We start from the raw sequence: 19,954 nt of genomic DNA, 5'->3' as shown, positions 1-19,954 counted from the left end.
GGTCGCGCCCCACCGCACCCACCGGCCCCATCCACCCCTCGTGCGCGCGGACGGCGGACGGGGCCGCACGACGCACCCGGGTCCCAGGGGCCGCGTGACGTTCATGTGAACGACGCCCCGGCGACGTGCAGGGGGTGGCCGACGTGCTCGACAGTGGGCGGATGCGACCTGACGCCCGCGCATGGTTCGAGAACCGCACCACGTCGGCCACCTCCCTGGCCGAGATCGACGTCCCTGCCCTGCTGTCGGCCAAGCGCCGCGGCGGGCACCGGGTCAGCGTCGTCCTGCCCGCCCGGGACGAGGAGCCGACCGTCGGCGTCCTCGTCCGCGATCTCGTCGACCGCTGGGTGACCGACGTCCCGCTGGTCGACGAGGTGGTCGTCGTCGACTCGAACTCCAGCGACCGGACGGCGGAGGTGGCCCGCGCGGCCGGGGCCGACGTCGTCGCCGCGGCCGACGTGCTCCCCTCCCACGGCGACCGCCGGGGCAAGGGCGAGGCGCTGTGGAAGTCGCTGGCCGCCACCACCGGCGACCTCGTCGTCTTCATGGACTCCGACCTGCTCGGCGACGTCAGCCACTACGTGCCGGGGCTGCTCACCCCGCTGCTGACCGAGGCCCGGGTCGACTACGTCAAGGGCTGCTACACCCGTCCGCTGAGCATCGACGGCGAGCACCGGCCGGCCGGAGGCGGCCGGGTCACCGAGCTCACCGCCCGCCCGCTGCTCAACGCGCTGTGGCCCGAGCTCGCCGGGTTCGTCCAGCCGCTCGGCGGGGAGTACGCGGGGCGCCGGTCGGCGCTGGAGCAGGTGCCGTTCGTGTCCTCCTACGGCATCGAGGTCGGGCTGCTGATCGACCTGCTGCAGGTCTGCGGGCTGTCCGGGCTGGCGCAGGTCGACCTGGGCACCCGCACGCACTCCCACCAGAGCGACCAGGCGCTGGGCGCCATGGCCGGGCAGATCGTGAACACCCTGCTGACCCGGGCCGAGCGGGGCCGGCACGGCCGCCGCCTGGAGCCCGGCGGCCTGCTCACGCAGTTCCGCCACGACGGCGAGCGGTTCGTCCCGATGAGCACCGCGGTGGCGGTGGACCAGCGGCCGCCGATGGCGACGGTGGCGGAGTACGCCCTGCTCCGGGACGCCGGCGAAGGGGTCGTCGGGTGACGCTCTCCGAGGGGTGACCCCGAACAGGTGACCGGCGTGCCCGGGCGGGTGAACCCCGTGCACCCGGTCTCCGGAGGGCGCGGCCGCCGGTCGATGGAGCGGCATGAGGCTCCTGTCCGCACCCGTGCTCCACCAGGTCCAGCTCCGCTACGACGTGCTCAGCGACGTCGGCACCGGCCGGCCGGCCGGGCTGCGGGCCGACGTCGTCTGGGTGCACCCCACCTGGGGCGAGCTCCCGGCCGACGACGCCTGGTCCGCAGCCGAGCGCGCCGGGCTGCAGGCGGTGCTGCGCCGCTGGCTGCTGACCCGGGCCTGCCGCGACGCAGCCGCGTTCCCGGGCACGGTGGGCGTCGGCGTCCAGCTCCCGGCCGGGCTGACCGCGGCCGGGACCCTCCCCGAGGACGTGGCCGACGCGCTCGCCGCCGGCGGCCTGTCCCCCGAGCGGCTGGGGCTCTGCTTCCCCGAGGAGCTGCTGCGGCACGAGCCGGCGACCGTCCTGCCCGCACTGCGGGCGGTGCACGACGCCGGAGTGCGGCTCCTGCTCACCGCCTCCGGCCCGGGGACGACGCTGCAGGCGTCGCGCGCCGAGGTGCCGCTCGACGCGGTCGTCGTGGCGCTGCGCACGGTCGCCGCCGACGTCGGGGCGCCGGACACGCCGGCCCGGGTCGGCGCGCCCGGGCTGCCGGCTCCCCAGCCTGCCTAGGCCAGCGGGGAGTCGTCCAGCGCGGCCCGGAGGTCGCCCGGGGTGTCGTAGATGGAGATCGCGCCGGCATCCCGCAGCTCGTCGTCCCCGAACCCGCCGGAACGGACGGCGATCGCCGGCATGCCGGCGTTCTTGGCCGCCTCGATGTCCCACACCGAGTCGCCGATCATCACGCTGTGGGTGTCCGCGGAGGCGCCGAGCTTCTGCCGCGCCACCTGCAGCAGGTCCGGCGCCGGCTTGGTGGCCTCGGCGTCCTCGCTGGAGGTGATCGCGTCGGCGATCTCGCGGGCGTCCAGCAGGTCGACCGCGATGTCGACGTGCCGCGGCTGCCCGGAGCTGGCCAGCACGAGACGGTGTCCGCGCTCCTTGATCGCGAGCAGCAGGTCGCGGGCGCCGGGCAGCGGCGAGACCTCGCCGATCAGCGCGTCGACCTCCTCGCCCTGGCGCTTGCGCGCCTCCTCGCCGATCCGCTCCTCGAGCTCGTCGCCGCCCAGGCTCTTGATGACCTGGTCGCCGCCCATCCCGATCAGCCGGTGCAGCCGCCAGATCGGGAACGTCTCGCCCATCGCGCGCAGGGCGCGGTACCAGGCGAGGGCGTGCTGGTAGTTCGAGTCGACGAGGGTGCCATCGAGGTCCAGGACGGCGATGGTCGGTTCAGTCATGCCCGTGAGTTGCCCAACCGACCGCCACCTCACGCCCCGCGGGGCCATGTTGGCCAACACGGTCCCCCGCGGGCGGCGCTCAGTGCTGGTGCTGGAGCATGCCGCGGATGACGGTCCCGTCGCGCTGGTCCTGGTAGCCCTGGTTGACCTCGTCGAGGGCGTAGCGCCGGGTGATGAGCTCGGAGACCTTGAGCGTCCCCTGCTCGTAGAGCCGGAGCAGCCGCGGGATGTCGCGGTAGGCGTTGCACATCCCGTAGAGCGCGCCCTGGACCCGCTGCTCGAAGACGGTGGTGATGTTGCCCGGCAGCGCGACCGTGGTGTCCAGCGTGTGGTCGGCCAGGCCGGTGAGCACCAGCGTGCCGCCCTTGCCCAGGCAGCGGTGGGCACCACCGGTGACCTCCGAGCTGGTGGTGCCGGTGGCCAGGACGACGACGTCCGCGCCGGTGCCCCGGGACAGCTCCTTGGCCAGCGACGCGGCCTCCCTGGTGCCGGCCACCGCGTGGGTGGCACCCAGCGTGCGGGCGAACTCGCGGCGGAACTCGACCGGGTCGACGGCGATGACGTGCCCGGCACCGGCCATCGCCGCGCCCTGCACCGCGTTGCAGCCGACCCCGCCGGTGCCGACGACGACCACGACGTCCCCCTGCCGCACCGGGCCGGCGTTCACCGCCGAGCCCCAGCCGGTCGGCACGCTGCAGGCCATCAGCGCGGCGACGTCCAGCGGCAGGTGGGGCTCGATCCGCACGCAGGAGAACTCCGACAGCAGGGAGTGCCGGGCGAAGGCACCGACCATGCAGAAGCCGCCGACCTCCGCGCCGTCCAGCCGGAACGGCCAGGTGCCGTCGGGGAGCTGCCCGGTGCCGATGGTCGCGCCCAGGTCGCAGAGGTTGGACCGGCCCGACGCGCACCACCGGCAGTGCCCGCACGCGGGCAGGAAGGAGGTGACGACGTGGTCGCCGGGCTGCACCGTCCGGACGCCCGCACCGACGGCGAGCACCGTGCCGGCCCCCTCGTGGCCGCCGACGATCGGGTACCGCTGGCTCTCGAAGCGCAGGTGCTCGTCGGAGTGGCACAGGCCGGCGAAGGCCATCTCGACCAGCACCTGGCCCGGCGCCGGGTCGAGGACCTCGAGCTCGACGACCTCCCAGTCGCCGGGCCCGCGCAGCACAGCTCCGTGCGTCTTCATCGATCGTCTCCGGGTCCGCAGGGGTGATCCGGACCACGCTAGGCGCTGCCCGCCGACCGCCCGACCCCTGGTGCCAGGCTGGTCGCGACGACAGCCCGCGGGCACACCGGACGGCCGGGTGCGGCACGATCGACCACCGTGACCGACGCCGAGACCCGTGCCGACACCGCGACCGCGGACCCGGCCGGCCCGGAGCGGCCGGAGGCCGAGGTCTGCCCGGGCTGCGGGGCGGTGCTCGTCCCCGGGCCGGTCGGCAGCTCGCCCGGCGCCTCCGCGAGCTGCGCCGGCCTGTTCGAGGTGACCGTGCGCGGGCTCCGGGAGGAGGCGGCGCAGGACGTGCGGACCGCGGCCCTGCTGCAGCTGGCCACCGACGCCTACGCCGCCCAGCACCCGGTGGCCGGGGAACCGGCCGCAGCCGCGCTGCGGCTGTGCCTGTGGCTGGAGCGCGGCACCGACCCGCTCCGCGCCGGTGGGCTGGCCGGACGGGTGGACGACGCGGCACCCCGGCTGCCGTCCCGGCCGGTCCGCTGGACGACGACCGTGGCCGACCTGGCCGCCGACCTCGACGTGGTGGACCTGCCCGCACTGGTCCGGTCGTGGGCCCACGCGGTGTGGACCGACGGGGCAGCGGCGCACCCCGCCGTCCGCGCTGCGGCGGACGCTGTGCTGACCGGCTCAGCTGCGGGCCGATGAGTTACGGACGAATTCATCTAGATTGTTCGCCGTGACTGCCGACAGCGGGGGCCGCCGGGAGCGCCGCAAGGCGCAGACCCGGGCGGCGGTGCGCGAGACGGCGCAGCGGCTGTTCGCCGAGCGCGGGTTCGACGCGGTCACCATCGCCGACGTCGCCGCCGCTGCCGACGTCGCCGTCCAGACGGTGTTCAACCACTTCGAGACCAAGGAGGCGCTCTTCTTCGCCGGGCGCACCCCGTGGGTCGAGCTGTCCGTTGCGGCGGTCACCGGGCGCGCCCCGGGCACCGACCCGGTGACCGCGTTGCGCGACTACCTGGAGCTCGACCTCGTCGAGGTGCTCGAGCGGGAGGCCCGGCCGGAGAACCGCGGCTACGTCGAGGCGCTGGATGCCTCGACGTCCCTGCAGGCCCGCGAGCGCACCCTGGTCGAGCAGACCGGTGAGCGGGTCACCGTCGCGCTCACCGCGGCGATCGCCAACGGAGAATGGTCAGCGGCACCGGCGATGGACCCGACGGCGGCGCGCGTGCTCAGCCGGCTCGTCGCCGACCTGTTCCTGGTCGCCGGTCGGGCCCTGGTGCTGGAGAACCGCCGTCTCGTGCTGGCCGCCGACCCGGACGGCCACCGCCCGTCCGTCGCCCGGGGGACGACGGCGGGGACGCTCACCGAGGTCGAGCGGTGCGCGCGCGCCCTGGCCGGCCGGCTGTTCGACCCGGCCGGCTGACTCAGCGGCGCGGCGCGGCGCGGTCCGGGTCGGTGATCGGCAGCAGGACGTCGTCGACCAGGTCCTCGACCTGTTCGGTGCTCATCGGGGCGGCGCCGAAGCTCGTGTAGCGCTGCCACCACAGCGCCTGCAGCACCTGACCGAGGAGGGCGACCCGCTCGTCGGGGAGCTCCCGCCCGCGACCGGCCTCCCGGTCGGCGAGCTCGCGCACCGCGCCGGCCAGCGGGTGCACCAGGGCCTCGTCGAGCCCGGCGCGCAGCTCCTCGTCGTGCCGGGCGGCACCCACGAGGCTGGCGGCGGCCCGCTCCTCCCGGCTCAGCGGCCGCGTCCAGGGCCGGAGCAGCGCGCACAGGTCAGCGCTCAGCGACCCGGCGCCCTCCGGCACGGCGACCAGGGTGGTCGTGCTCAGGGCGTGCCGGGCGAGCGCGGCCATCGTGGGCCAGCGGCGGTAGATGCCCGCCTTGCCCGCGCGGGCGCGCGCGGCGACCCGGTCGCTGTTGAGCCGGCCCCACCCCTCGTCGGCGAGGATGTCCATCGCGACGGCGACCAGTTGCCCGGACAGCTCGGTGGACAGCGGCCGACCCGGGGGGCGGGCACCGGAGGTTCGCTGTGGCACGTCCGTGGTGGTCACCGTGCAATCGTTCCCTAGAAAGTGGAGCGACCACAACATCGACGCGCAATCTGATCGATTCCACAGCGCGTCGGTACCGCTCCGTCGGCGTTTCGGAACTGATCAGGCGGATGCCGCGGGCTCGACGTGCACCTGCAACCCGGCGCCGTCGTCCGCCGTCCACCCCTTGCCGGCCGCGGAGGAGACCATCCCGTCGAACTGCGTGCCCCAGTCGGCTGCGGTCGCCTGCGGCTCGGCCGCGGCGCGCAGCGCGGCCACGTCGAGCACGCCGGTGTCCCCGTCGACCAGCCGGCCGAGCCCGGCGGCCCGCAGCGCCTGGTCCGCCTCGTCGTCGGTCACCGCCCCGACGGCCAGGTGCAGCCGGGTCAGGTCGTCCACGTCCACGACCCGCACCTCCGGCACCTCGTCGGCACCACCCATCACCTCGACGATCACGGTGTCTCCTCTCAGACGTGCCAGGGGAAGCGGCCGAAGTCGGCGGGACGCTTCTCCAGGAACGAGTCGCGCCCCTCGACGGCCTCCTCGGCCATGTAGGCCAGCCGGGTCGTCTCCCCGGCGAAGAGCTGCTGGCCGACCAGGCCGTCGTCGATCAGGTTGAACGAGTACTTGAGCATCCGCTGCGCGGTCGGGCTCTTGGCCACCACCCGGCGGCCCCAGTCCAGCGCGGTCGCCTCCAGCTCGGCGTGCGGCACGACCCGGTTGACCATGCCCATCCGGTGCGCGTCCTCGGCGGAGTACTCCTCACCGAGGAAGAAGATCTCGCGGGCGAACTTCTGACCGACCTGGCGGGCCAGGTAGGCCGAGCCGAAGCCGCCGTCGAAGCTGCCCACGTCGGCGTCGGTCTGCTTGAACCGGGCGTGCTCCGCGCTGGCCAGGGTGAGGTCGGCGACGACGTGCAGGCTGTGCCCGCCGCCGGCCGCCCAGCCGGGGACGACGCAGATGACCACCTTCGGCATGAACCGGATCAGCCGCTGCACCTCCAGGATGTGCAGCCTGCCGTTCGCCCCGTCGCCGGCCTCGTAGCCGTACCTGCCCCGCACCCGCTGGTCGCCCCCGGAGCAGAAGGCCCAGCCGCCGTCCTTCTCGCTCGGGCCGTTGCCGGTGAGCAGCACGCAGCCGACGTCGGTGCTGAGCCGGGCGTGCTCGAAGACGGCGAGCAGTTGGTCGACGGTCTCGGGGCGGAAGGCGTTGCGCACCTCGGGCCGGTCCAGGGCGATCCGCACGACACCGGCGTCCACGGCGCGGTGGTAGGTGACGTCGGTGAGCCCCTCGAAGCCCGCGACGGGCTCCCAGGCTGATGCGTCGAAGATCTCCGAGACGTCCGCGCGTGCACTCACGGCCCGAACCTAGCCGTCGCGGGGTCCTCCTGCCTCGCCGACCAGGTCACCTGCTCACGCTCGTGCTCTGCTCACGATGGTGAGCAGAGCACGAGCGTCCGCGGACTGGTCTGATGGCGGGCGTGGACCTGCGGATCGGCACGCTCAACCTCGCCTCCGGCCGGGACGAGGTGGGCCGCTCCGGTGACGCCGCCTCGTTGACCGCCGCCCTCGCCGACGTCGACGCCGACGTCCTCGCCGTCCAGGAGGTCGACGTCGCCCAGCCGCGCTCGGGCGGGGTCGACCAGGCCGCCGCCGTGGCCGCCGGGCTGGGCGCGACCGACTGGCGGTTCGCCGCGGCCGTCGCCGGCACGCCCAGCCCGTTCCGCAGCTGGACGCCGGTCGACCCACCGGTGCTGCGCGGGTCCTGGGAGACGCTGACCGGCCCGCACTACGGGATCGCCCTGGTCAGTCGGCTGCCGGTGCGGCACTGGTCGGTGCTCGCGCTGGGTGCCGGCCGGGCTCGGCTGCCGCTGCAGGCGCCCGACCCGCGGACCGGGAAGACCCGCTGGTGGTGGTTCCCCGACGAGCCGCGGCTGGCGATCGCCGCCGAGCTCGACGGGTGCACCGTGATCGCCACGCACCTGTCCTTCGCCCCGCACACCGCCCTCCGGCAGCTGGGCCGGCTGCGGCGCTGGGCGGCGACCCTGCCGGGACCGGTGCTGCTGGCCGGCGACCTCAACCTCGTCGGCCCTCTGCCGGCGCGGGTCTTCGGGGGGCAGCGGCTGGTCAGCGAGCCGACCTACCCCGCAGCCGCGCCGCGGGTGCAGTTCGACCACGTGCTGGGGCCGGCGACGGTGCACGCCGCCCGCCCGGTGGTCCGCCGGCTCGCGATCGGCGACCACCGGCTGGCGACCGTGACGGTCAGCACCAGCTGAGGTCCGGTCCCGGCGCCGAAAGTGGTCCCGGGTGGGGACGCTCAGGCCAGCAGCGGGCGGAGCGTCGGCAGCGAGGCGGAGAAGCCCGGGTGCAGCTCGGGCAGTGCGGCCAGCGGCCACCAGTCGACGCCGACGCTCTCCTCGTTCAGCGCCAGGGCGCCCGGCTCCAGCTCGCCGGCCGGGGTGGCGAGCACGGTCGTGTAGCTCCAGCCGCCGTGGTCGTCGACGGACTCGGCCCCGAGGACGACGTCGGACCGGCGCAGCCCGAGCTCCTCACCCGCCTCCCGCAGCGCGCCGTCGACCGCCGACTCCGCGGGGTGGAGCGCGCCGCCCGGGGTGCCCCAGGTGCCGCCGTGGTGCGACCACTCGACGCGCAGCTGCAGCAGCACCTCGACGCCGGACGCGCCGGCCCGGTGCAGCAGCAGACCCGCGGCGCCGGCCAGCCCCCAGTGCCGGTGTCCCAGGGCGCAGGTGGTCCAGCCGTCGGTGGGTGAGCGGTGCAGCATCAGGCGGTGGGCAGGCCGCGGGTGCGGCGCGAGCTGATCACCCCGGTGTCGAACCCGGCCCAGTGCAGGCCGCCGGCGAACCGGGCGTGCTCGATCTTCAGGCAGCGGTCCATGACGACCTCGAGCCCGGCGTCCTCCGCGCGGGAGGCGACGTCGTCGTCCCACAGCCCGAGCTGGAGCCACAGCGTGCGGGCCCCGGCCGCCAGCGTCTCGTCCAGCACCTCCGGCAGGTCGCTGGGCCGGCGGAAGACGTCGACCACGTCGGGGGTGCCGGGGACGTCGGCCAGCGACGGGTAGACCGGCCGGCCGAGGATCTCCGTGGCCCGCGGGTTGACGAACCAGATCTCGTACGGCGACGTCGACAGCAGGTAGGTGGCGACGAAGTAGCTGGCCCGCGAGGGGTTGTCCGAGGCGCCGACGATCGCCACGGTCGTCGTCCGGGCCAGGATGGCCTGCCGCTCGCGGGCGCTGGGGCCCTCCCAGGTGCGCACGTCAGACATCCTTCACCGCCGCGGCCAGAGCCTGGTCGAGGTCCCACAGGACGTCCTCGACGTCCTCCAGACCGACCGAGATGCGGATCAGGTCCGGTGACACCCCGCCGGTCTCCAGCTGCTCGACCGACAGCTGGCCGTGCGTGGTGGAGCCGGGGTGGATGACCAGCGTGCGGGCGTCGCCGATGTTGGCCAGGTGGCTGCACAGCTCGACGGACTCGATGAACCGGCGCCCGGCGTCCCGCCCGCCGACGACGCCGAAGCTGAACACCGCCCCCGGGCCCTCGGGCAGGTACCGCTGGGCGAGGGCGTGGTCGCGGTGGCTCGGCAGCCCCGAGTACCGCACCCAGGCGACCCGCTCGTCGGCGTCCAGCCACTCGGCGACCCGCTGGGCGTTGGCCACGTGCTCGCGCATCCGCTGCGGCAGCGTCTCGATGCCCATCAGCAGCAGGAAGGCGCTGTGCGGGGCGAGCGTGGCACCCACGTCGCGGAGCTGCTCGCTGCGCAGCTTGGTGAGGAAGCCGTACTCGCCGAAGTTGTCCCACCAGCGGATGCCGCCGTAGCTGTCGCTGGGCTCGGTCATCCCGGGGAAGCGGCCGTTGCCCCAGTCGAAGGTGCCGGCGTCCACGACCAGCCCGCCGAGCGTCGTCCCGTGGCCGCCGAGGAACTTGGTGGCCGAGTGGAGGACGATGTCCGCGCCGTGCTCGATCGGCCGGCACAGCCACGGGGTGGCGGTGGTCGCGTCGACCACCAGCGGCACGCCGGCGGCGTGCGCGACCTCGGCCAGCCCGGCGATGTCCGCGACGTCGCTGCCCGGGTTGGCCACCACCTCGGCGAACACCAGCTTGGTGCGGTCGGTGATCGCCGCGGCGTAGTCGGCCGGGTCGTTGCCGCGCACGAACGTCGTCTCCACCCCGAACCGGCGCAGCGTGACGTCGAGCTGGGTGATCGTGCCGCCGTACAGCGAGGCGGCGGCCACGATGTGGTCACCGGCGCCGGCGAGCGCAGCGAAGGTGAGGAACTCCGCGGCCTGCCCGGACGACGTGGCGACCGCGCCGAGCCCGCCCTCCAGCGAGGCGATCCGCTCCTCCAGCGCCGCCACCGTCGGGTTGGCGATCCGGCTGTAGACGTTGCCGTACTTCTGCAGGGCGAAGAGGTTGGCCGCGTCGTCGGCGGAGTCGAACACGAACGACGTCGTCTGGTAGATCGGCACGGCGCGGGCGCCGGTGGTCGGGTCGGGCGCCCCTCCGGCGTGCAGGGCACGGGTCCGGAACCCCCAGGTGCGGTCGGCCATCGTCGTCCTCTCGTCGGCTCGTGCCGAGTCTGCCCCCTGCCGCGGGTGGTTGCCGGAGGGGGGAGGTGGGCACCCGGTCGTACACGACCGACGACGAGGGACGAGGAGTCCGGACGTGGCGAGTGGCGTGGCGAGTGTGTGGGTCCCGGTCGACGACATGGACCGGGCGCGGGCGTTCTACCGGGACACCCTGGGCCTGAGCGAGCAGAAGACCACCGAGGACTGGAGCGAGTTCGACGCCAACGGCCTGATGATCGGGCTCAACGCCCGGGAGGGCACCGGCCACTCGCACGGCGGCGCCGTCATCACCTTCCAGCCCGAGGGCGACATCGAGGCCGAGGTGGCGGAGCTGAAGGGCAAGGGCGTGGAGTTCTCCGGCGGCATCAGCGACCACCCGTGGGGCCGGATCGCGCCGTTCAAGGACTCCGAGGGCAACGACCTGCAGTTCTACGCACCGCCGTCCTGACCTCCCTGCCGGGCCCCGGGTGACCGGGCCCGGCAGGATGGCGGCATGGAGACCGTGCAGCTGCGCCGCTACGTGCTCGAGCCCGGCCGGATGGCCGACTTCCTGGCCTGGTTCCCGACGCTGCTCCCGACGCGTGAGCAGTTCGGCTTCCGGGTGCTGTTCGCGCTGGCCGAGCACGAGCACCAGACCTTCACCTGGGCCGTCGCGCACGACGGTGACGAGGCGGCGTTCCTGGCGGCCCAGGAGACCTACCAGGCCAGCCCGGAGCGGGCGAAGGTGTTCGAGACCTTCCCGGCCGGCATCGCGTCGATGGAGATCGGCTTCGCCACCCCCGCCGTCTGACGCCGGGCGCTCAGCCGGGCGCTCAGCCGGGCGGTGGCGGGCCCTCGCTGCCGCGCCCGGGCGCTCCGGCGAACGCCTGGGCGACGTCCAGCCACCGGTCGGCGTCCGGGCCGACGGCGGCCAGCCGCAGTGCCGCGCGGGGCCGGCGCTGCACCACGCGCAGGCAGAAGTCCAGCAGCGGACCGGTCACCCGCTGCTCGGCGTCCTCCGGTCCGGCCGACCAGCGTGAGCCGTCGGCGCGGGTGAGCTCCACCCGGACCGGTGCCCCGGGCGCGGGCAGCCCGTGCGCGGCGAACGCGAAGTCCCGGGTGCGGACGCCGAGGTGGGCGACGTGGTCCAGCCGCCGGGACTCCTCGACAGCCAGTCCCAGCGCGTCCCGGACGTCGACGCCGTGCGCCCAGGTCTCCATCAGCCGCGCGGTCGCCATCGACGCGACGCTCATCGGCGGCCCGAACCAGGGCAGCCGGACCCCCGGGGGTGCGGCGGCCAGCGCCTCGGCCAGCCGCCGCCGGCCGGCCCGCCACCGCGCCAGCAGCACCGTGGGCGGGACGTCGTCCGCCGCCGCGGCGCCGCGGTCGTCCACCGGGTCGTCGGCTGCGCCGGCGGGGAACGCGTCCGGGTCGGTGGCCGCGAGCAGCGCCACCTCGTCGGTCCAGGCCAGGTGCGCCACCTGGGCGGCGACCGTCCACCCGGCCGCGGGGGTGGGCCGCGCCCACTCGCCGGGGTCGAGGGCCACCAGCAGCTCCTCCAGCGCCGCGCCCTCGGCCGCCAGATCGGCCAGCAGGTCCTCGATCACCGGGGCTCCGCCGCGGCCATCCGGCGCAGCTCCGCACGCTGCACCTTCGCCGACGCCGTCATCGGCAGCTCGTCGACGACCCGCCAGGACCGGGGCACCTTGAACGGCGAGAGCCGGTCCCGGCAGTACCCGGTCAGCTCCGCCGGGCTCGGGTCCCGGCTCCCCGCCGGGACGACGAACGCCACCACCAGCTCGCCCCACCGCGGGTCCGGCACGCCGACCACCGCGGCCCGGGCGACGTCCGGGTGCTCGACCAGCACCTCCTCGACCTCCACCGGGGACACGTTCTCACCGCCGGTCTTGATCATGTCCTTGAGCCGGCCGACCACCCGGCAGGCGCCGGCCGGGGACATCTCGGCGAGGTCGCCGGTGTGCAGCCAGCCGACGGGGTCGATCGCCTCGGCGGTGGCCACCGGGTCGTCGAGGTACCCCCGGGTGATCCGCTCGCCACGCACCCACAGCTCCCCCGGCGTCCCCGGGGGGACGGCAGCGCCGTCCGGGCCGGCGATCCGGACGTCGGTGCCGGCCAGCGGCGCGCCGACGGTCTCCCGGCGTACCGGGTCGGGGTCCTCCGGCGAGGTCTGCAGGACGGCACCGCAGGTCTCGGTCATGCCGAAGGTGATCGACAGCCGGGCGCCGAACACCTGCTCCACCCGGTCGACGAACGCCGGCGTCACCGTCATCCCGCCGGTGAACAGCACGCGCAGGTCGGGGAGCGCGGGCGGCCCCGCGGCGGCCAGCAGGTCCAGCAGTGTCGGCGCGGCCGACAGCATGCTCACCCGGCGCCCCTCGAGCGCCTGCAGCACCGGCTCCGGGGCGAAGGGCAGGACGACGTGCTCGGCGCCCGCGCTGAGCGCGCCCACCACGCCGAGCACGTTGCCGGCGGTGTGGAACAGCGGCATCGGGTTGCACCACACCCGCCCGGCGGTCGGGCCCAGCCGCTCGGCGAACGCCGTGCCGGTCGCGACCATCCCGGCGTGGGTGATCCGCACGCCCTTGGCCCGCCCGGTCGTCCCCGAGGTGAACTGCACCTGGGCCAGCGACTGCGGGGCGACGACGGGCAGCTCACCGGGTGTCGCCCGGGGCAGCGCGGCCCGCCAGTCGGCACCGACCCGCACCACCTCGACGCCGTCGACGGCGGCGCACAGGTCGGCCACCGGGTTGCCCGCCACCTCCTCCGCGGCCAGGGCCAGCACGGCGCCGGAGAGCCGCAGCGCGTGCTCGACCTCGGCCGGCCGGGACCGCGGGTTGACCGGGACCAGGGTCATGCCGGCCAGCGCGACCCCGAGCTGGACCAGCACGGGCGCGGGCCCGTTGCCCAGGCAGGTGGCGATCCGGGCGCCGGGGGCGTGCCGGGCGAGCAGCCCGGCGGCGACCGCCTCGGCGTCGGCCAGCAGCTCGGCCGCCGTCCAGGACTCCCCGGTGTCCGGGCTGGACAGCAGCAGGTCCGCAGGCGCACGCCGCACGGCCCGGCGGAGGACGTCCCCGAGGACGCCGTCAGCCGGGCCGGCGGCCGGCGCCCGCAGCTCGCTCACGACGAGTGCGGGCACCGGTCAGCTCCCGTAGGAGAAGGACTCCGCGCTGGGGCCGCTGAGCTCGTCCACCAGCTTGAGCCCGGCCGGTGCCTGCGCGTCGACCTTGGACACGTAGACGCTGGTGGTCGGTGACTGACCGACCTCGGAGTAGTCCAGCCCGTCGGGCAGCAGGCCCTGGGTGTCGACCGAGGAGCTGTCGCGCAGCGCGGCCACCACGCCTGCCGGGGTCAGGTCACCGGAGTCGCAGGCGCCGTCGAGGGCCTGCTTGAGCAGCTCGGCCTGCACGTAGGCCAGCGGGACCTCCCAGCCGATGGCGCCCTGGGGGTCGGCCTTGGTGTACAGGTCGCTCGCCGTCTTCACCGCGGGGGTGTCCGAGGCGTAGGGGGCGACGGCCGTGATGCTGTACACGTTGGCCAGCAGCGCGTCGGCGGCGGGCGTGGTGAGCAGCGAGGGGTTGAACGTCGGGTTCAGCCCGACGATCGGCACGTTCGCCCCCTGCGAGCCGAGCACGCCGGCCAGCGAGGCGAGCTGGGCCGGCGCGGCGCCCAGCACCACGCCGGCGACGCCCTCCTGGGCCAGCGCCGATGCCTGCGCGGACAGGTCGGTGGTCGCCGGGGTGATCTCCTGCGCCACGACCTCCAGGCCGCGCTCGTCCGCGGCGTGCTGCGCGCCGGCCAGCGCGTCGTTGCCGTAGTCCCCGGCGAAGTAGACGACGCCGACCTTGGACCCCTTGGCCACGTTCAGCTCATCGACCATGTAGTCGATGGCGTTGGCGCCCTGGATCGCGTAGGAGGCGCCGGGCAGCTGGTTGTTCTCGTACTGCAGCGCCGAGCCGGCCCAGCCGACCCCGCCGACGTAGACGTCGTCCTGCTGGGCCAGCGGCAGCACCGCGGCGCTGGTCGGGCCGCCGAGGACCTGCTGCAGCGCGATGACGTCGGGCGCCATGCTGCGGTAGAGGGTGACCGCCTTCTGCGGGTCGTAGCCGTGGTCCTGCACGTCGACGGCGACGTCCCGGTCGCACACGCCGCCGTCGGCGTTGACCTGGTCCCAGTAGGCCTTGAACTCGGTCACCTGCACCGCGGCTCCGGCCGCGAACGGGCCGGACAGGTCGGTGAGGACACCGACGTTGATGGAGGAGTCGGTGACGCCGTTGCCGGTCTTCAGGTCGCCGGACCCGCCGGAGCTGCTCGCGTCGCCCGGGTCGGTGCTGCAGGCGGCCATCGCCAACGCGGTGGCCGCGGCGAGCGAGAGCGCGCAGGCGCGGGGCAGGTGCTTCATCGAGTGGTCTCCTTCGACCGTGAGGGGGTGACCTCGGCCGGGTGGCCGTCGTCCTGGGTGCTGGGGGATGCGGTGCCGGGGTTCGCGGTGCTCGCCGCCGGGGGCGCGGCGGGGGTGCGGGAGGCGCGGTGCCGGAGCCGGCGGGCGGCGCCGGCCAGCCCGCCGCGGAGGAACAGCAGGACGGCGATGATCGCCAGCCCGTAGACGATCCGGGACGCCGTGGAGGGGTCCAACCCGCCCGAGCCGGGCGCGGCCAGGAAGGGCAGCGACCCGCTGTACTCGGCCAGGACCAGTGGCAGCGCGGTGACGAACAGCGCGCCGACGACGGCGCCGCCCACCGAGCCCAGCCCGCCGAGGACGATCATCACCAGGAAGTCGACGGAGGCCGTCAGGCTGAAGACGTCGGGGGCGATCCGGCCGTAGGCCAGCGCGAGCATCGCCCCGGCCACCCCGGCGTAGGCGGAGGAGACGACGAACACCGATGCCTTGGCCCGGGCGACCCCGATGCCCATGGCCGCGGCCGCCGTCTCGGAGTCGCGGACGTTGGCCCAGGCCCGCCCGGTGCGTCCCGAGCGCAGGTTGCCGGCCAGCCAGGCGGCGGCGAGCGCGAGGACCAGGAAGAGGTACCAGAGCCGGTGCAGGCCCTCGAACTCCACGCCGGCGACGGCCAGGAAGTCCGGGCTCTTGTTGCTGAAGCTGAACCCGGCGATCGCGAAGGGCGCCACGTTGCGGCCGGTGAAGCCGCCGGTCCACTGGTCGAGGTTGACCAGCAGGTGCCGGACGACGAAGACCAGCCCGAGCGTGGCCAGCCCCAGGTAGATGCCGCGCAGCCGCCCGGCGACCGGGGAGAACGCAGCCCCGATCAGGGCGCTGACGGCCGCGGCCAGCAGCAGGCCGACCACCGGGGGCAGGCCGGCGCCGCCGACCGTCGTCGTCGACTCGCCGGTCGACCACGCGTAGACGTAGGCGCCGATCGCGGCGAAGGCCGCGTGTCCCAGCGACAGCTGGCCGGCGACGCCGACCAGCAGGGTCAGCCCGATCGCGCCGATGGCCGTGGCCATGACGAACAGGCCGGCCTGCAACCAGAAGTCCGACAGCACGAGGGGCAGGGCCAGGGCGACGAGGACGAGGACGAGCCCGCCGATCCGGCTGGCCAACCGAGATGCGCGCAGCTCAGACACGGACGGCCTCCTTGCTGCCCAGCAGGCCCGAGGGCCGCACGAGCAGGACGACGATCATGACGACGTACGGGGCGACCTCGCCGAAGCCGGTGCCCAGGAAAGGCGAGAGGTCGCCCTCGTAGCCGGTGACCAGCGCGCTGGTGAGCCCGATGAGCAGGCCGCCGACGACCGCGCCGGGGACGGAGTCGAACCCGCCGAGCACCCAGGCCGGGATGGCGGCGAAGGCGCTGAGCGCGACGGTCGGGGCCACGCCGGGCGCGGGGAAGGAGGTCAGGAAGACGCCGGCGACGGCGGCGAGCACCCCGGCCAGCGCCCAGCCGGTGGCTGCGGTCCGGGACAGCCGGATGCCCATCAGCGAGGCGGTCGGCCCGTCGGCGGCCGCCGCCCGCATCCCGACGCCGAGGTCGGTGCGGGAGAAGAGGTACCAGAGGCCGGCGAAGGCGACCACGGTCACGCCGGCGGCGACCACCCGGCCGGCCGGCAGCGAGACGTCGCCGAAGCGGACCACGTCGGCGCCCCACGGCGCGCCGAGGGTGAGCACCTTGTTGCCGATCCGCCGGGTGAGCTCGGTGAGCAGCACGATGTCCACGCCGAGCATCAGGATGGCGGCGGTGCCCGGGTTGGGGTCCGCCAGGTGGCGCACCAGCAGGGTGTTGATCAGCACGCCGACCAGCGCGGCGCCGGCCATCCCGACCAGCAGCGCCGGCCAGAAGCCGATCGTCGGGTGCAGCACCGCGACCAGGTAGGCACCGAAGAGCACGATCGACCCGTGCGCGAAGTTCAGCACCCCGGTGGAGGTGAAGACGATCGCGAACCCGGCCGCGATCAGGCTCAGCACCAGTCCGTAGGACAGCCCGTTGAGGACCTGCTCGAGGAAGTAGCTCATGCCCTGACCCCGCTCCCGCGCTCGTTCCGCTCCTCGCTCGCAGGGCTCGCTGCGATGCTCGCTCGCTCGTCGCTCATGCCGCTGCAGCTCCCAGGTAGGCGCGGACGACTTCCGGGTCGCGCTGGACGTCCGCCGGGGCGCCCTCGGCGATCTTCTTGCCGAAGTCGAGGACGGTGACCTGCTCGGCCAGCCCCATGACGAAGGGCATGTCGTGCTCGACCAGCACGATCGACAGCCCCAGGTCGCGGCGGACCTGCCGGATCGTCTCGGCCATGTCCTGCGACTCCCCGTGCGTCATCCCGGCGACCGGCTCGTCGAGCAGCAGCAGCGAGGGGCGGGCGGCGAGCGCCCGGCCCATCTCCACCCGCTTGCGGTCGCCGTAGGACAGCGTGTGCACCGGCGTGCGCAGCAGGTGCGCGATGCCGAGCAGCTCGGCGAGGCCGCCGACGGTCTCCCGGTGCTCGCGCTCCTCGCGCCGCACCCTCGGCGTCCGGAAGGCCCCCGACACGACCCCGGAGCGCATCAGCCGGTGCCGGCCGACGAGCAGGTTGTCCTCGACGGTGTCCTCGAGGGCCAGGGAGATGTTCTGGAAGGTGCGGGCCACGCCGAGCCCGGCCACCCGGTGCGCCGGCAGCGCGGTGAGCTCCGCGTCGCCGTAGTGCACGGTGCCCTCGGTCGCCCGGTACGCCCCGCCCAGGACGTTGACGAGGGTGGACTTGCCCGCGCCGTTGGGGCCGATCAGCGCGTGCACGGTGCCCGGCTCGACGGTGAAGCTGACGTCGGACAGCGCGGTGATGCCGCCGAACCGGACGGTCAGCCCCTCCACCGTCAGCCGCTGCGGCGGCTGGGCGGTGGGGATCTCCGGCTCGGCGACGACGACCGGCTCGGTGGCCACCACCGGAACGGCGACGCCCAGGTAGCGCTCCTGCACCTCGTCGCTGGCCGAGAGCTCCTCAGCCGTGCCGGCCGCGGTGACCCGCCCGACCTCCAGGACCGAGGCGGCGTCGGCGACCCGCAGGCCCATCACCGCGTTCTGCTCGATCAGCAGCACCGCGGTGCCCTGCTTGTTGATCTCGGTGACGATCTCGCCGATCTGGTCGACCAGCAGCGGCGCCAACCCCAGTGACGGCTCGTCGAGCAGCAGCAGCTTCGGGGAGGCCATCAGCGCGCGGCCCATCGCCAGCATCTGCTGCTGACCACCCGACAGCAGGCCGCCGGGCTGGTCGCGCCGCTCGGCCAGGATCGGGAAGAGGTCGAACACCCGGTCCCGCGCCTCGGACCGGGCCTTGCCGTCGCGGATGGTGTAGCCGCCGGCCCGCAGGTTCTCCTCGACGCTCAGGTCGCGGAACACCCGCCGCCCCTCGGGCACCTGCACCAGTCCGCGGCGGACGACCGCGGCGGTGTCCAGATCGGCCAGGTCGTCGCCGGCGAACCGGACGGTGCCCCCGGTGACCGTGCCGCCGTAGGGACCCAGCGCTCGGGAGATCGCGCGCAGCAGCGAGGTCTTGCCGGCGCCGTTGGACCCCAGGACGGCGACGACCTGGCCCTCGTCGACGGTGAGCGAGACGTCGGACAGGGCGCTGATGGTGCCGTCGTAGACGACGTCGAGGTGCTCGACGGACAGCAGGGGCGGGGACATGGACGTCCTCCTGGTTCGGCCGGCAGGACCCGATCGCGCGTCGTCGTGGTCCAGGTCACGCAAAAGCTAGAGAACACCTCGACGTGCGTCAAGAGAGTGTCTAGCTTTACCCGCATCCGATCCGCTGTGCCGGGCTCAGCGGCAGGGACCGGGGAGGCTCCATGAGCGCACTGCCGGCCGTCGAGGACTCACCCGGCGGCGAGGAACCGTCGGCGTCGGGCGCCGCGCACCGGCCGCAGTCGCTGCTGCTCAGCTTCTTCGGCGCCCTGGTCGTGGACGCCGAGCTGCCACCGCTGCCCTCGGTCACCCTGCTCGACCTGCTGGCCGACCTCGGCGTCACCGAGGCGGCGGCGCGCGCCACCCTGAAGCGGATGACCCAGCGCGGGCTGCTCACCCGGGGGCAGGTCGGCCGGACGGCGGAGTACGCCCTCACCCCGCTCGCCGAGGACGTGCTGCGCCGGGCCACCGACCGGGTCGCCTCCCCCGCGCCGTTCGAGCACCCCGACGGCGAGTGGACGCTGCTCAGCTACTCGGTGCCGGAGAGCCGCCGCGACCTGCGGCACCGGGTGCGCTCGCGGCTGACCTGGGCCGGCTTCGGCGGTCTGCGGGACGGGCTGTGGATCGCGCCGGGGACGGTCGACGTCGTCGCCGTCCTGGGCCGCTCCGACCTGGCCGACGTGGCCGGCCTGGCCGACGCCTTCGCCGCCCGGCCGCTGCCGGGGACCGACGTCCATCGCCTGGTCCACCGGGCCTGGGACGTGCCGGCCGTCCGCGCGGCGCACACCTGGTTCATCGACGCCTGGAGCCGCCCGCCCCGGGTTTCCGGGTCGCTGGCCCAGCTCACGCTGCTCGGTGCGGACTGGCTGTCCCTGCTGCGCACCGACCCGGGCCTGCCCGCCGCCCAGCTGGGCCCGGCCTGGCCCGCCGCGGTCAGCAGCGCCGTCTACCGGCGCGTCTTCGACGGCCTCGCCCCCGCCGCCCGGGCAGCCCTGGAGCGCAGCCTCCGCGCCCACCTCCGCTAGCAACCAGCCCGTGCGGCCCCGCTGCAGGGGCCCGCGCCGAGCCTGCGAGGCGTGGGGGGCAGCGGGGTCCTTCTTCAGCCGGTGGCGGTCCAGATGCGGGTGAGCATGTCCCGGAGCCGGTCGCGCTCGGCGTCCCCGAGCAGGCCCAGCGGGGCCTCGACGGCGGCGTCGGCGTCCAGGCCGGCGGCGTCGCGGACCCGTCGGCCCTCGGGTGTGGGGACCACCAGCCGGGTGCGCCGGTCGGCCTCCGCCGCCTGCCGCTCGACCAGCCCGGCGGCGGCGAGCTCGTCGACCAGCAGCACCACCTGGGAGGGGTCCAGGCCGAGCACGGTGGCCAGCTCGCGCTGGCTGAGCCCGTCCGCGGCCTCGCAGGCCAGCACCAGCACCGAGTAGGACCGCACGCGCAGCCCGTGCTCGGCCAGGGCGGCGTTCGTCACCCGCACGACCTGCCCGCTGGCGCGGGAGAGCAGGAAACCCAGGTCGTCGGCCAGGGGCTGACCCATGCGCA

23 protein-coding genes are annotated in these 19,954 nt (G+C 75.0%); 8 read left to right on the top strand and 15 right to left on the bottom strand.

What is annotated here, in order from left to right:
• Positions 1-161: 161 nt before the first annotated feature.
• Both FHL80_RS14610 and FHL80_RS14605 read left to right on the top strand, forming a co-directional pair.
• On the top strand, positions 162-1,160 hold the full coding sequence (locus FHL80_RS14610) for a glucosyl-3-phosphoglycerate synthase (RefSeq protein WP_138734120.1): 999 nt from the start codon (positions 162-164) through the stop codon (positions 1,158-1,160).
• Between the two features lie 103 nt (positions 1,161-1,263).
• Positions 1,264-1,863 (top strand): EAL domain-containing protein, encoded by a 600-nt coding sequence (locus tag FHL80_RS14605; RefSeq protein ID WP_138734119.1) that lies wholly within the window; start codon positions 1,264-1,266, stop codon positions 1,861-1,863.
• Here FHL80_RS14605 and FHL80_RS14600 read toward each other — a convergent pair.
• Complete coding sequence (locus FHL80_RS14600; RefSeq protein WP_138734118.1) at positions 1,860-2,525, bottom strand: HAD family hydrolase; 666 nt, start codon at positions 2,523-2,525, stop codon at positions 1,860-1,862. The genes FHL80_RS14605 and FHL80_RS14600 overlap by 4 nt on opposite strands.
• A gap of 79 nt (positions 2,526-2,604) precedes the next feature.
• Positions 2,605-3,711 carry an NDMA-dependent alcohol dehydrogenase gene (locus tag FHL80_RS14595; protein ID WP_138734117.1) on the bottom strand — a complete coding sequence of 369 codons (1,107 nt, stop codon included), beginning with the start codon at positions 3,709-3,711 and terminating at the stop codon, positions 2,605-2,607.
• 138 nt (positions 3,712-3,849) lie between these two features.
• Between FHL80_RS14595 and FHL80_RS14590 the strand changes: the two genes are divergently transcribed.
• Positions 3,850-4,404, top strand: a complete 555-nt coding sequence (locus FHL80_RS14590; protein ID WP_138734116.1) for a DUF5946 family protein — start codon at positions 3,850-3,852, stop codon at positions 4,402-4,404.
• A gap of 31 nt (positions 4,405-4,435) precedes the next feature.
• Complete coding sequence (locus tag FHL80_RS14585; RefSeq protein ID WP_138734115.1) at positions 4,436-5,125, top strand: TetR family transcriptional regulator; 690 nt, start codon at positions 4,436-4,438, stop codon at positions 5,123-5,125.
• A gap of 1 nt (position 5,126) precedes the next feature.
• Here FHL80_RS14585 and FHL80_RS14580 read toward each other — a convergent pair whose 3' ends face one another.
• From FHL80_RS14580 to FHL80_RS14570, 3 genes are all read right to left on the bottom strand, one after another.
• Positions 5,127-5,756: a TetR-like C-terminal domain-containing protein gene (locus FHL80_RS14580; RefSeq protein ID WP_246078688.1), complete on the bottom strand. Its 630-nt coding sequence runs from the start codon at positions 5,754-5,756 to the stop codon at positions 5,127-5,129.
• Between the two features lie 102 nt (positions 5,757-5,858).
• Positions 5,859-6,191 carry a hypothetical protein gene (locus FHL80_RS14575; RefSeq protein WP_138734113.1) on the bottom strand — a complete coding sequence of 111 codons (333 nt, stop codon included), beginning with the start codon at positions 6,189-6,191 and terminating at the stop codon, positions 5,859-5,861.
• A gap of 11 nt (positions 6,192-6,202) precedes the next feature.
• Positions 6,203-7,093 (bottom strand): 1,4-dihydroxy-2-naphthoyl-CoA synthase, encoded by an 891-nt coding sequence (locus tag FHL80_RS14570; protein WP_138734112.1) that lies wholly within the window; start codon positions 7,091-7,093, stop codon positions 6,203-6,205.
• 113 nt (positions 7,094-7,206) lie between these two features.
• On the opposite strand from FHL80_RS14570, the gene FHL80_RS14565 reads away from it, so the two are divergent.
• Positions 7,207-8,010, top strand: coding sequence for an endonuclease/exonuclease/phosphatase family protein (locus FHL80_RS14565; protein ID WP_246078687.1), 804 nt, complete (start codon positions 7,207-7,209; stop codon positions 8,008-8,010).
• A gap of 41 nt (positions 8,011-8,051) precedes the next feature.
• Here the strand turns inward: FHL80_RS14565 and FHL80_RS14560 are convergent, their stop codons facing one another.
• From FHL80_RS14560 to FHL80_RS14550, 3 genes are read right to left on the bottom strand one after another with little or no spacing between them, the layout of a single operon-like run.
• A complete protein-coding gene (locus FHL80_RS14560) occupies positions 8,052-8,516 on the bottom strand; it encodes an NUDIX domain-containing protein (protein WP_138734111.1) in 465 nt (154 codons plus the stop codon).
• Complete coding sequence (locus FHL80_RS14555) at positions 8,516-9,016, bottom strand: CoA-binding protein (protein WP_138734110.1); 501 nt, start codon at positions 9,014-9,016, stop codon at positions 8,516-8,518. Before FHL80_RS14555 ends, FHL80_RS14560 begins: the two co-directional genes overlap by 1 nt.
• Positions 9,009-10,301 carry an O-acetylhomoserine aminocarboxypropyltransferase/cysteine synthase family protein gene (locus FHL80_RS14550; RefSeq protein ID WP_138734109.1) on the bottom strand — a complete coding sequence of 431 codons (1,293 nt, stop codon included), beginning with the start codon at positions 10,299-10,301 and terminating at the stop codon, positions 9,009-9,011. Before FHL80_RS14550 ends, FHL80_RS14555 begins: the two co-directional genes overlap by 8 nt.
• Before the next feature lie 127 nt (positions 10,302-10,428).
• On the opposite strand from FHL80_RS14550, the gene FHL80_RS14545 reads away from it, so the two are divergent.
• Entirely contained in the window at positions 10,429-10,767 is a 339-nt protein-coding gene (locus FHL80_RS14545; RefSeq protein ID WP_246078686.1) for a VOC family protein, read from the top strand.
• A 45-nt stretch (positions 10,768-10,812) separates the two neighbouring features.
• On the top strand, positions 10,813-11,109 hold the full coding sequence (locus FHL80_RS14540; protein ID WP_138734108.1) for a hypothetical protein: 297 nt from the start codon (positions 10,813-10,815) through the stop codon (positions 11,107-11,109).
• Between the two features lie 22 nt (positions 11,110-11,131).
• On the opposite strand, the gene FHL80_RS14535 is transcribed toward FHL80_RS14540, so the two are convergent.
• From FHL80_RS14535 to FHL80_RS27225, 6 genes are all read right to left on the bottom strand, one after another.
• Entirely contained in the window at positions 11,132-11,905 is a 774-nt protein-coding gene (locus FHL80_RS14535; protein WP_138734107.1) for a TIGR03084 family metal-binding protein, read from the bottom strand.
• Positions 11,902-13,455, bottom strand: coding sequence for a class I adenylate-forming enzyme family protein (locus FHL80_RS14530; protein ID WP_138734106.1), 1,554 nt, complete (start codon positions 13,453-13,455; stop codon positions 11,902-11,904). Before FHL80_RS14530 ends, FHL80_RS14535 begins: the two co-directional genes overlap by 4 nt.
• 3 nt (positions 13,456-13,458) lie before the next feature.
• Positions 13,459-14,718, bottom strand: coding sequence for an ABC transporter substrate-binding protein (locus FHL80_RS14525; protein ID WP_138734105.1), 1,260 nt, complete (start codon positions 14,716-14,718; stop codon positions 13,459-13,461).
• Positions 14,715-15,899, bottom strand: a complete 1,185-nt coding sequence (locus FHL80_RS14520; protein ID WP_246078685.1) for a branched-chain amino acid ABC transporter permease — start codon at positions 15,897-15,899, stop codon at positions 14,715-14,717. Before FHL80_RS14520 ends, FHL80_RS14525 begins: the two co-directional genes overlap by 4 nt.
• Entirely contained in the window at positions 15,892-16,785 is an 894-nt protein-coding gene (locus FHL80_RS14515; protein WP_138734104.1) for a branched-chain amino acid ABC transporter permease, read from the bottom strand. The genes FHL80_RS14520 and FHL80_RS14515 overlap by 8 nt, the downstream gene beginning before the upstream one ends.
• 73 nt (positions 16,786-16,858) lie before the next feature.
• Positions 16,859-18,424 carry an ATP-binding cassette domain-containing protein gene (locus FHL80_RS27225; protein WP_138734103.1) on the bottom strand — a complete coding sequence of 522 codons (1,566 nt, stop codon included), beginning with the start codon at positions 18,422-18,424 and terminating at the stop codon, positions 16,859-16,861.
• A gap of 161 nt (positions 18,425-18,585) precedes the next feature.
• On the opposite strand from FHL80_RS27225, the gene FHL80_RS14505 reads away from it, so the two are divergent.
• Positions 18,586-19,446: a PaaX family transcriptional regulator gene (locus FHL80_RS14505; protein WP_138734102.1), complete on the top strand. Its 861-nt coding sequence runs from the start codon at positions 18,586-18,588 to the stop codon at positions 19,444-19,446.
• Between the two features lie 74 nt (positions 19,447-19,520).
• On the opposite strand, the gene FHL80_RS14500 is transcribed toward FHL80_RS14505, so the two are convergent.
• Positions 19,521-19,949 carry a MarR family winged helix-turn-helix transcriptional regulator gene (locus FHL80_RS14500; protein WP_216870738.1) on the bottom strand — a complete coding sequence of 143 codons (429 nt, stop codon included), beginning with the start codon at positions 19,947-19,949 and terminating at the stop codon, positions 19,521-19,523.
• Between the last annotated feature and the right edge of the window lie 5 nt (positions 19,950-19,954).

Source organism: Modestobacter excelsi, from assembly GCF_005930495.1.
Classification (GTDB): Bacteria; Actinomycetota; Actinomycetes; order Mycobacteriales; family Geodermatophilaceae; genus Modestobacter; species Modestobacter excelsi.
The sequence above is the reverse complement of the archived record's forward strand: the minus strand, read 5'-3'. Positions and strand labels throughout refer to the sequence as shown.

Excerpts from the sequence above, each read along its gene's own strand:
- FHL80_RS14595 (WP_138734117.1), bottom strand. The coding sequence starts at position 3,711 with ATGAAGACGCACGGAGCTGTGCTGCGCGGGCCCGGCGACTGGGAGGTC.
- FHL80_RS14525 (WP_138734105.1), bottom strand. The coding sequence starts at position 14,718 with ATGAAGCACCTGCCCCGCGCCTGCGCGCTCTCGCTCGCCGCGGCCACC.
- FHL80_RS14605 (WP_138734119.1), top strand. The coding sequence starts at position 1,264 with ATGAGGCTCCTGTCCGCACCCGTGCTCCACCAGGTCCAGCTCCGCTAC.
- FHL80_RS27225 (WP_138734103.1), bottom strand. The coding sequence starts at position 18,424 with ATGTCCCCGCCCCTGCTGTCCGTCGAGCACCTCGACGTCGTCTACGAC.
- FHL80_RS14610 (WP_138734120.1), top strand. The coding sequence starts at position 162 with ATGCGACCTGACGCCCGCGCATGGTTCGAGAACCGCACCACGTCGGCC.
- FHL80_RS14500 (WP_216870738.1), bottom strand. The coding sequence starts at position 19,949 with ATGGGTCAGCCCCTGGCCGACGACCTGGGTTTCCTGCTCTCCCGCGCC.
- FHL80_RS14565 (WP_246078687.1), top strand. The coding sequence starts at position 7,207 with ATGGCGGGCGTGGACCTGCGGATCGGCACGCTCAACCTCGCCTCCGGC.
- FHL80_RS14515 (WP_138734104.1), bottom strand. The coding sequence starts at position 16,785 with ATGAGCTACTTCCTCGAGCAGGTCCTCAACGGGCTGTCCTACGGACTG.
- FHL80_RS14560 (WP_138734111.1), bottom strand. The coding sequence starts at position 8,516 with ATGCTGCACCGCTCACCCACCGACGGCTGGACCACCTGCGCCCTGGGA.
- FHL80_RS14550 (WP_138734109.1), bottom strand. The coding sequence starts at position 10,301 with ATGGCCGACCGCACCTGGGGGTTCCGGACCCGTGCCCTGCACGCCGGA.
- FHL80_RS14540 (WP_138734108.1), top strand. The coding sequence starts at position 10,813 with ATGGAGACCGTGCAGCTGCGCCGCTACGTGCTCGAGCCCGGCCGGATG.
- FHL80_RS14505 (WP_138734102.1), top strand. The coding sequence starts at position 18,586 with ATGAGCGCACTGCCGGCCGTCGAGGACTCACCCGGCGGCGAGGAACCG.
- FHL80_RS14555 (WP_138734110.1), bottom strand. The coding sequence starts at position 9,016 with ATGTCTGACGTGCGCACCTGGGAGGGCCCCAGCGCCCGCGAGCGGCAG.
- FHL80_RS14600 (WP_138734118.1), bottom strand. The coding sequence starts at position 2,525 with ATGACTGAACCGACCATCGCCGTCCTGGACCTCGATGGCACCCTCGTC.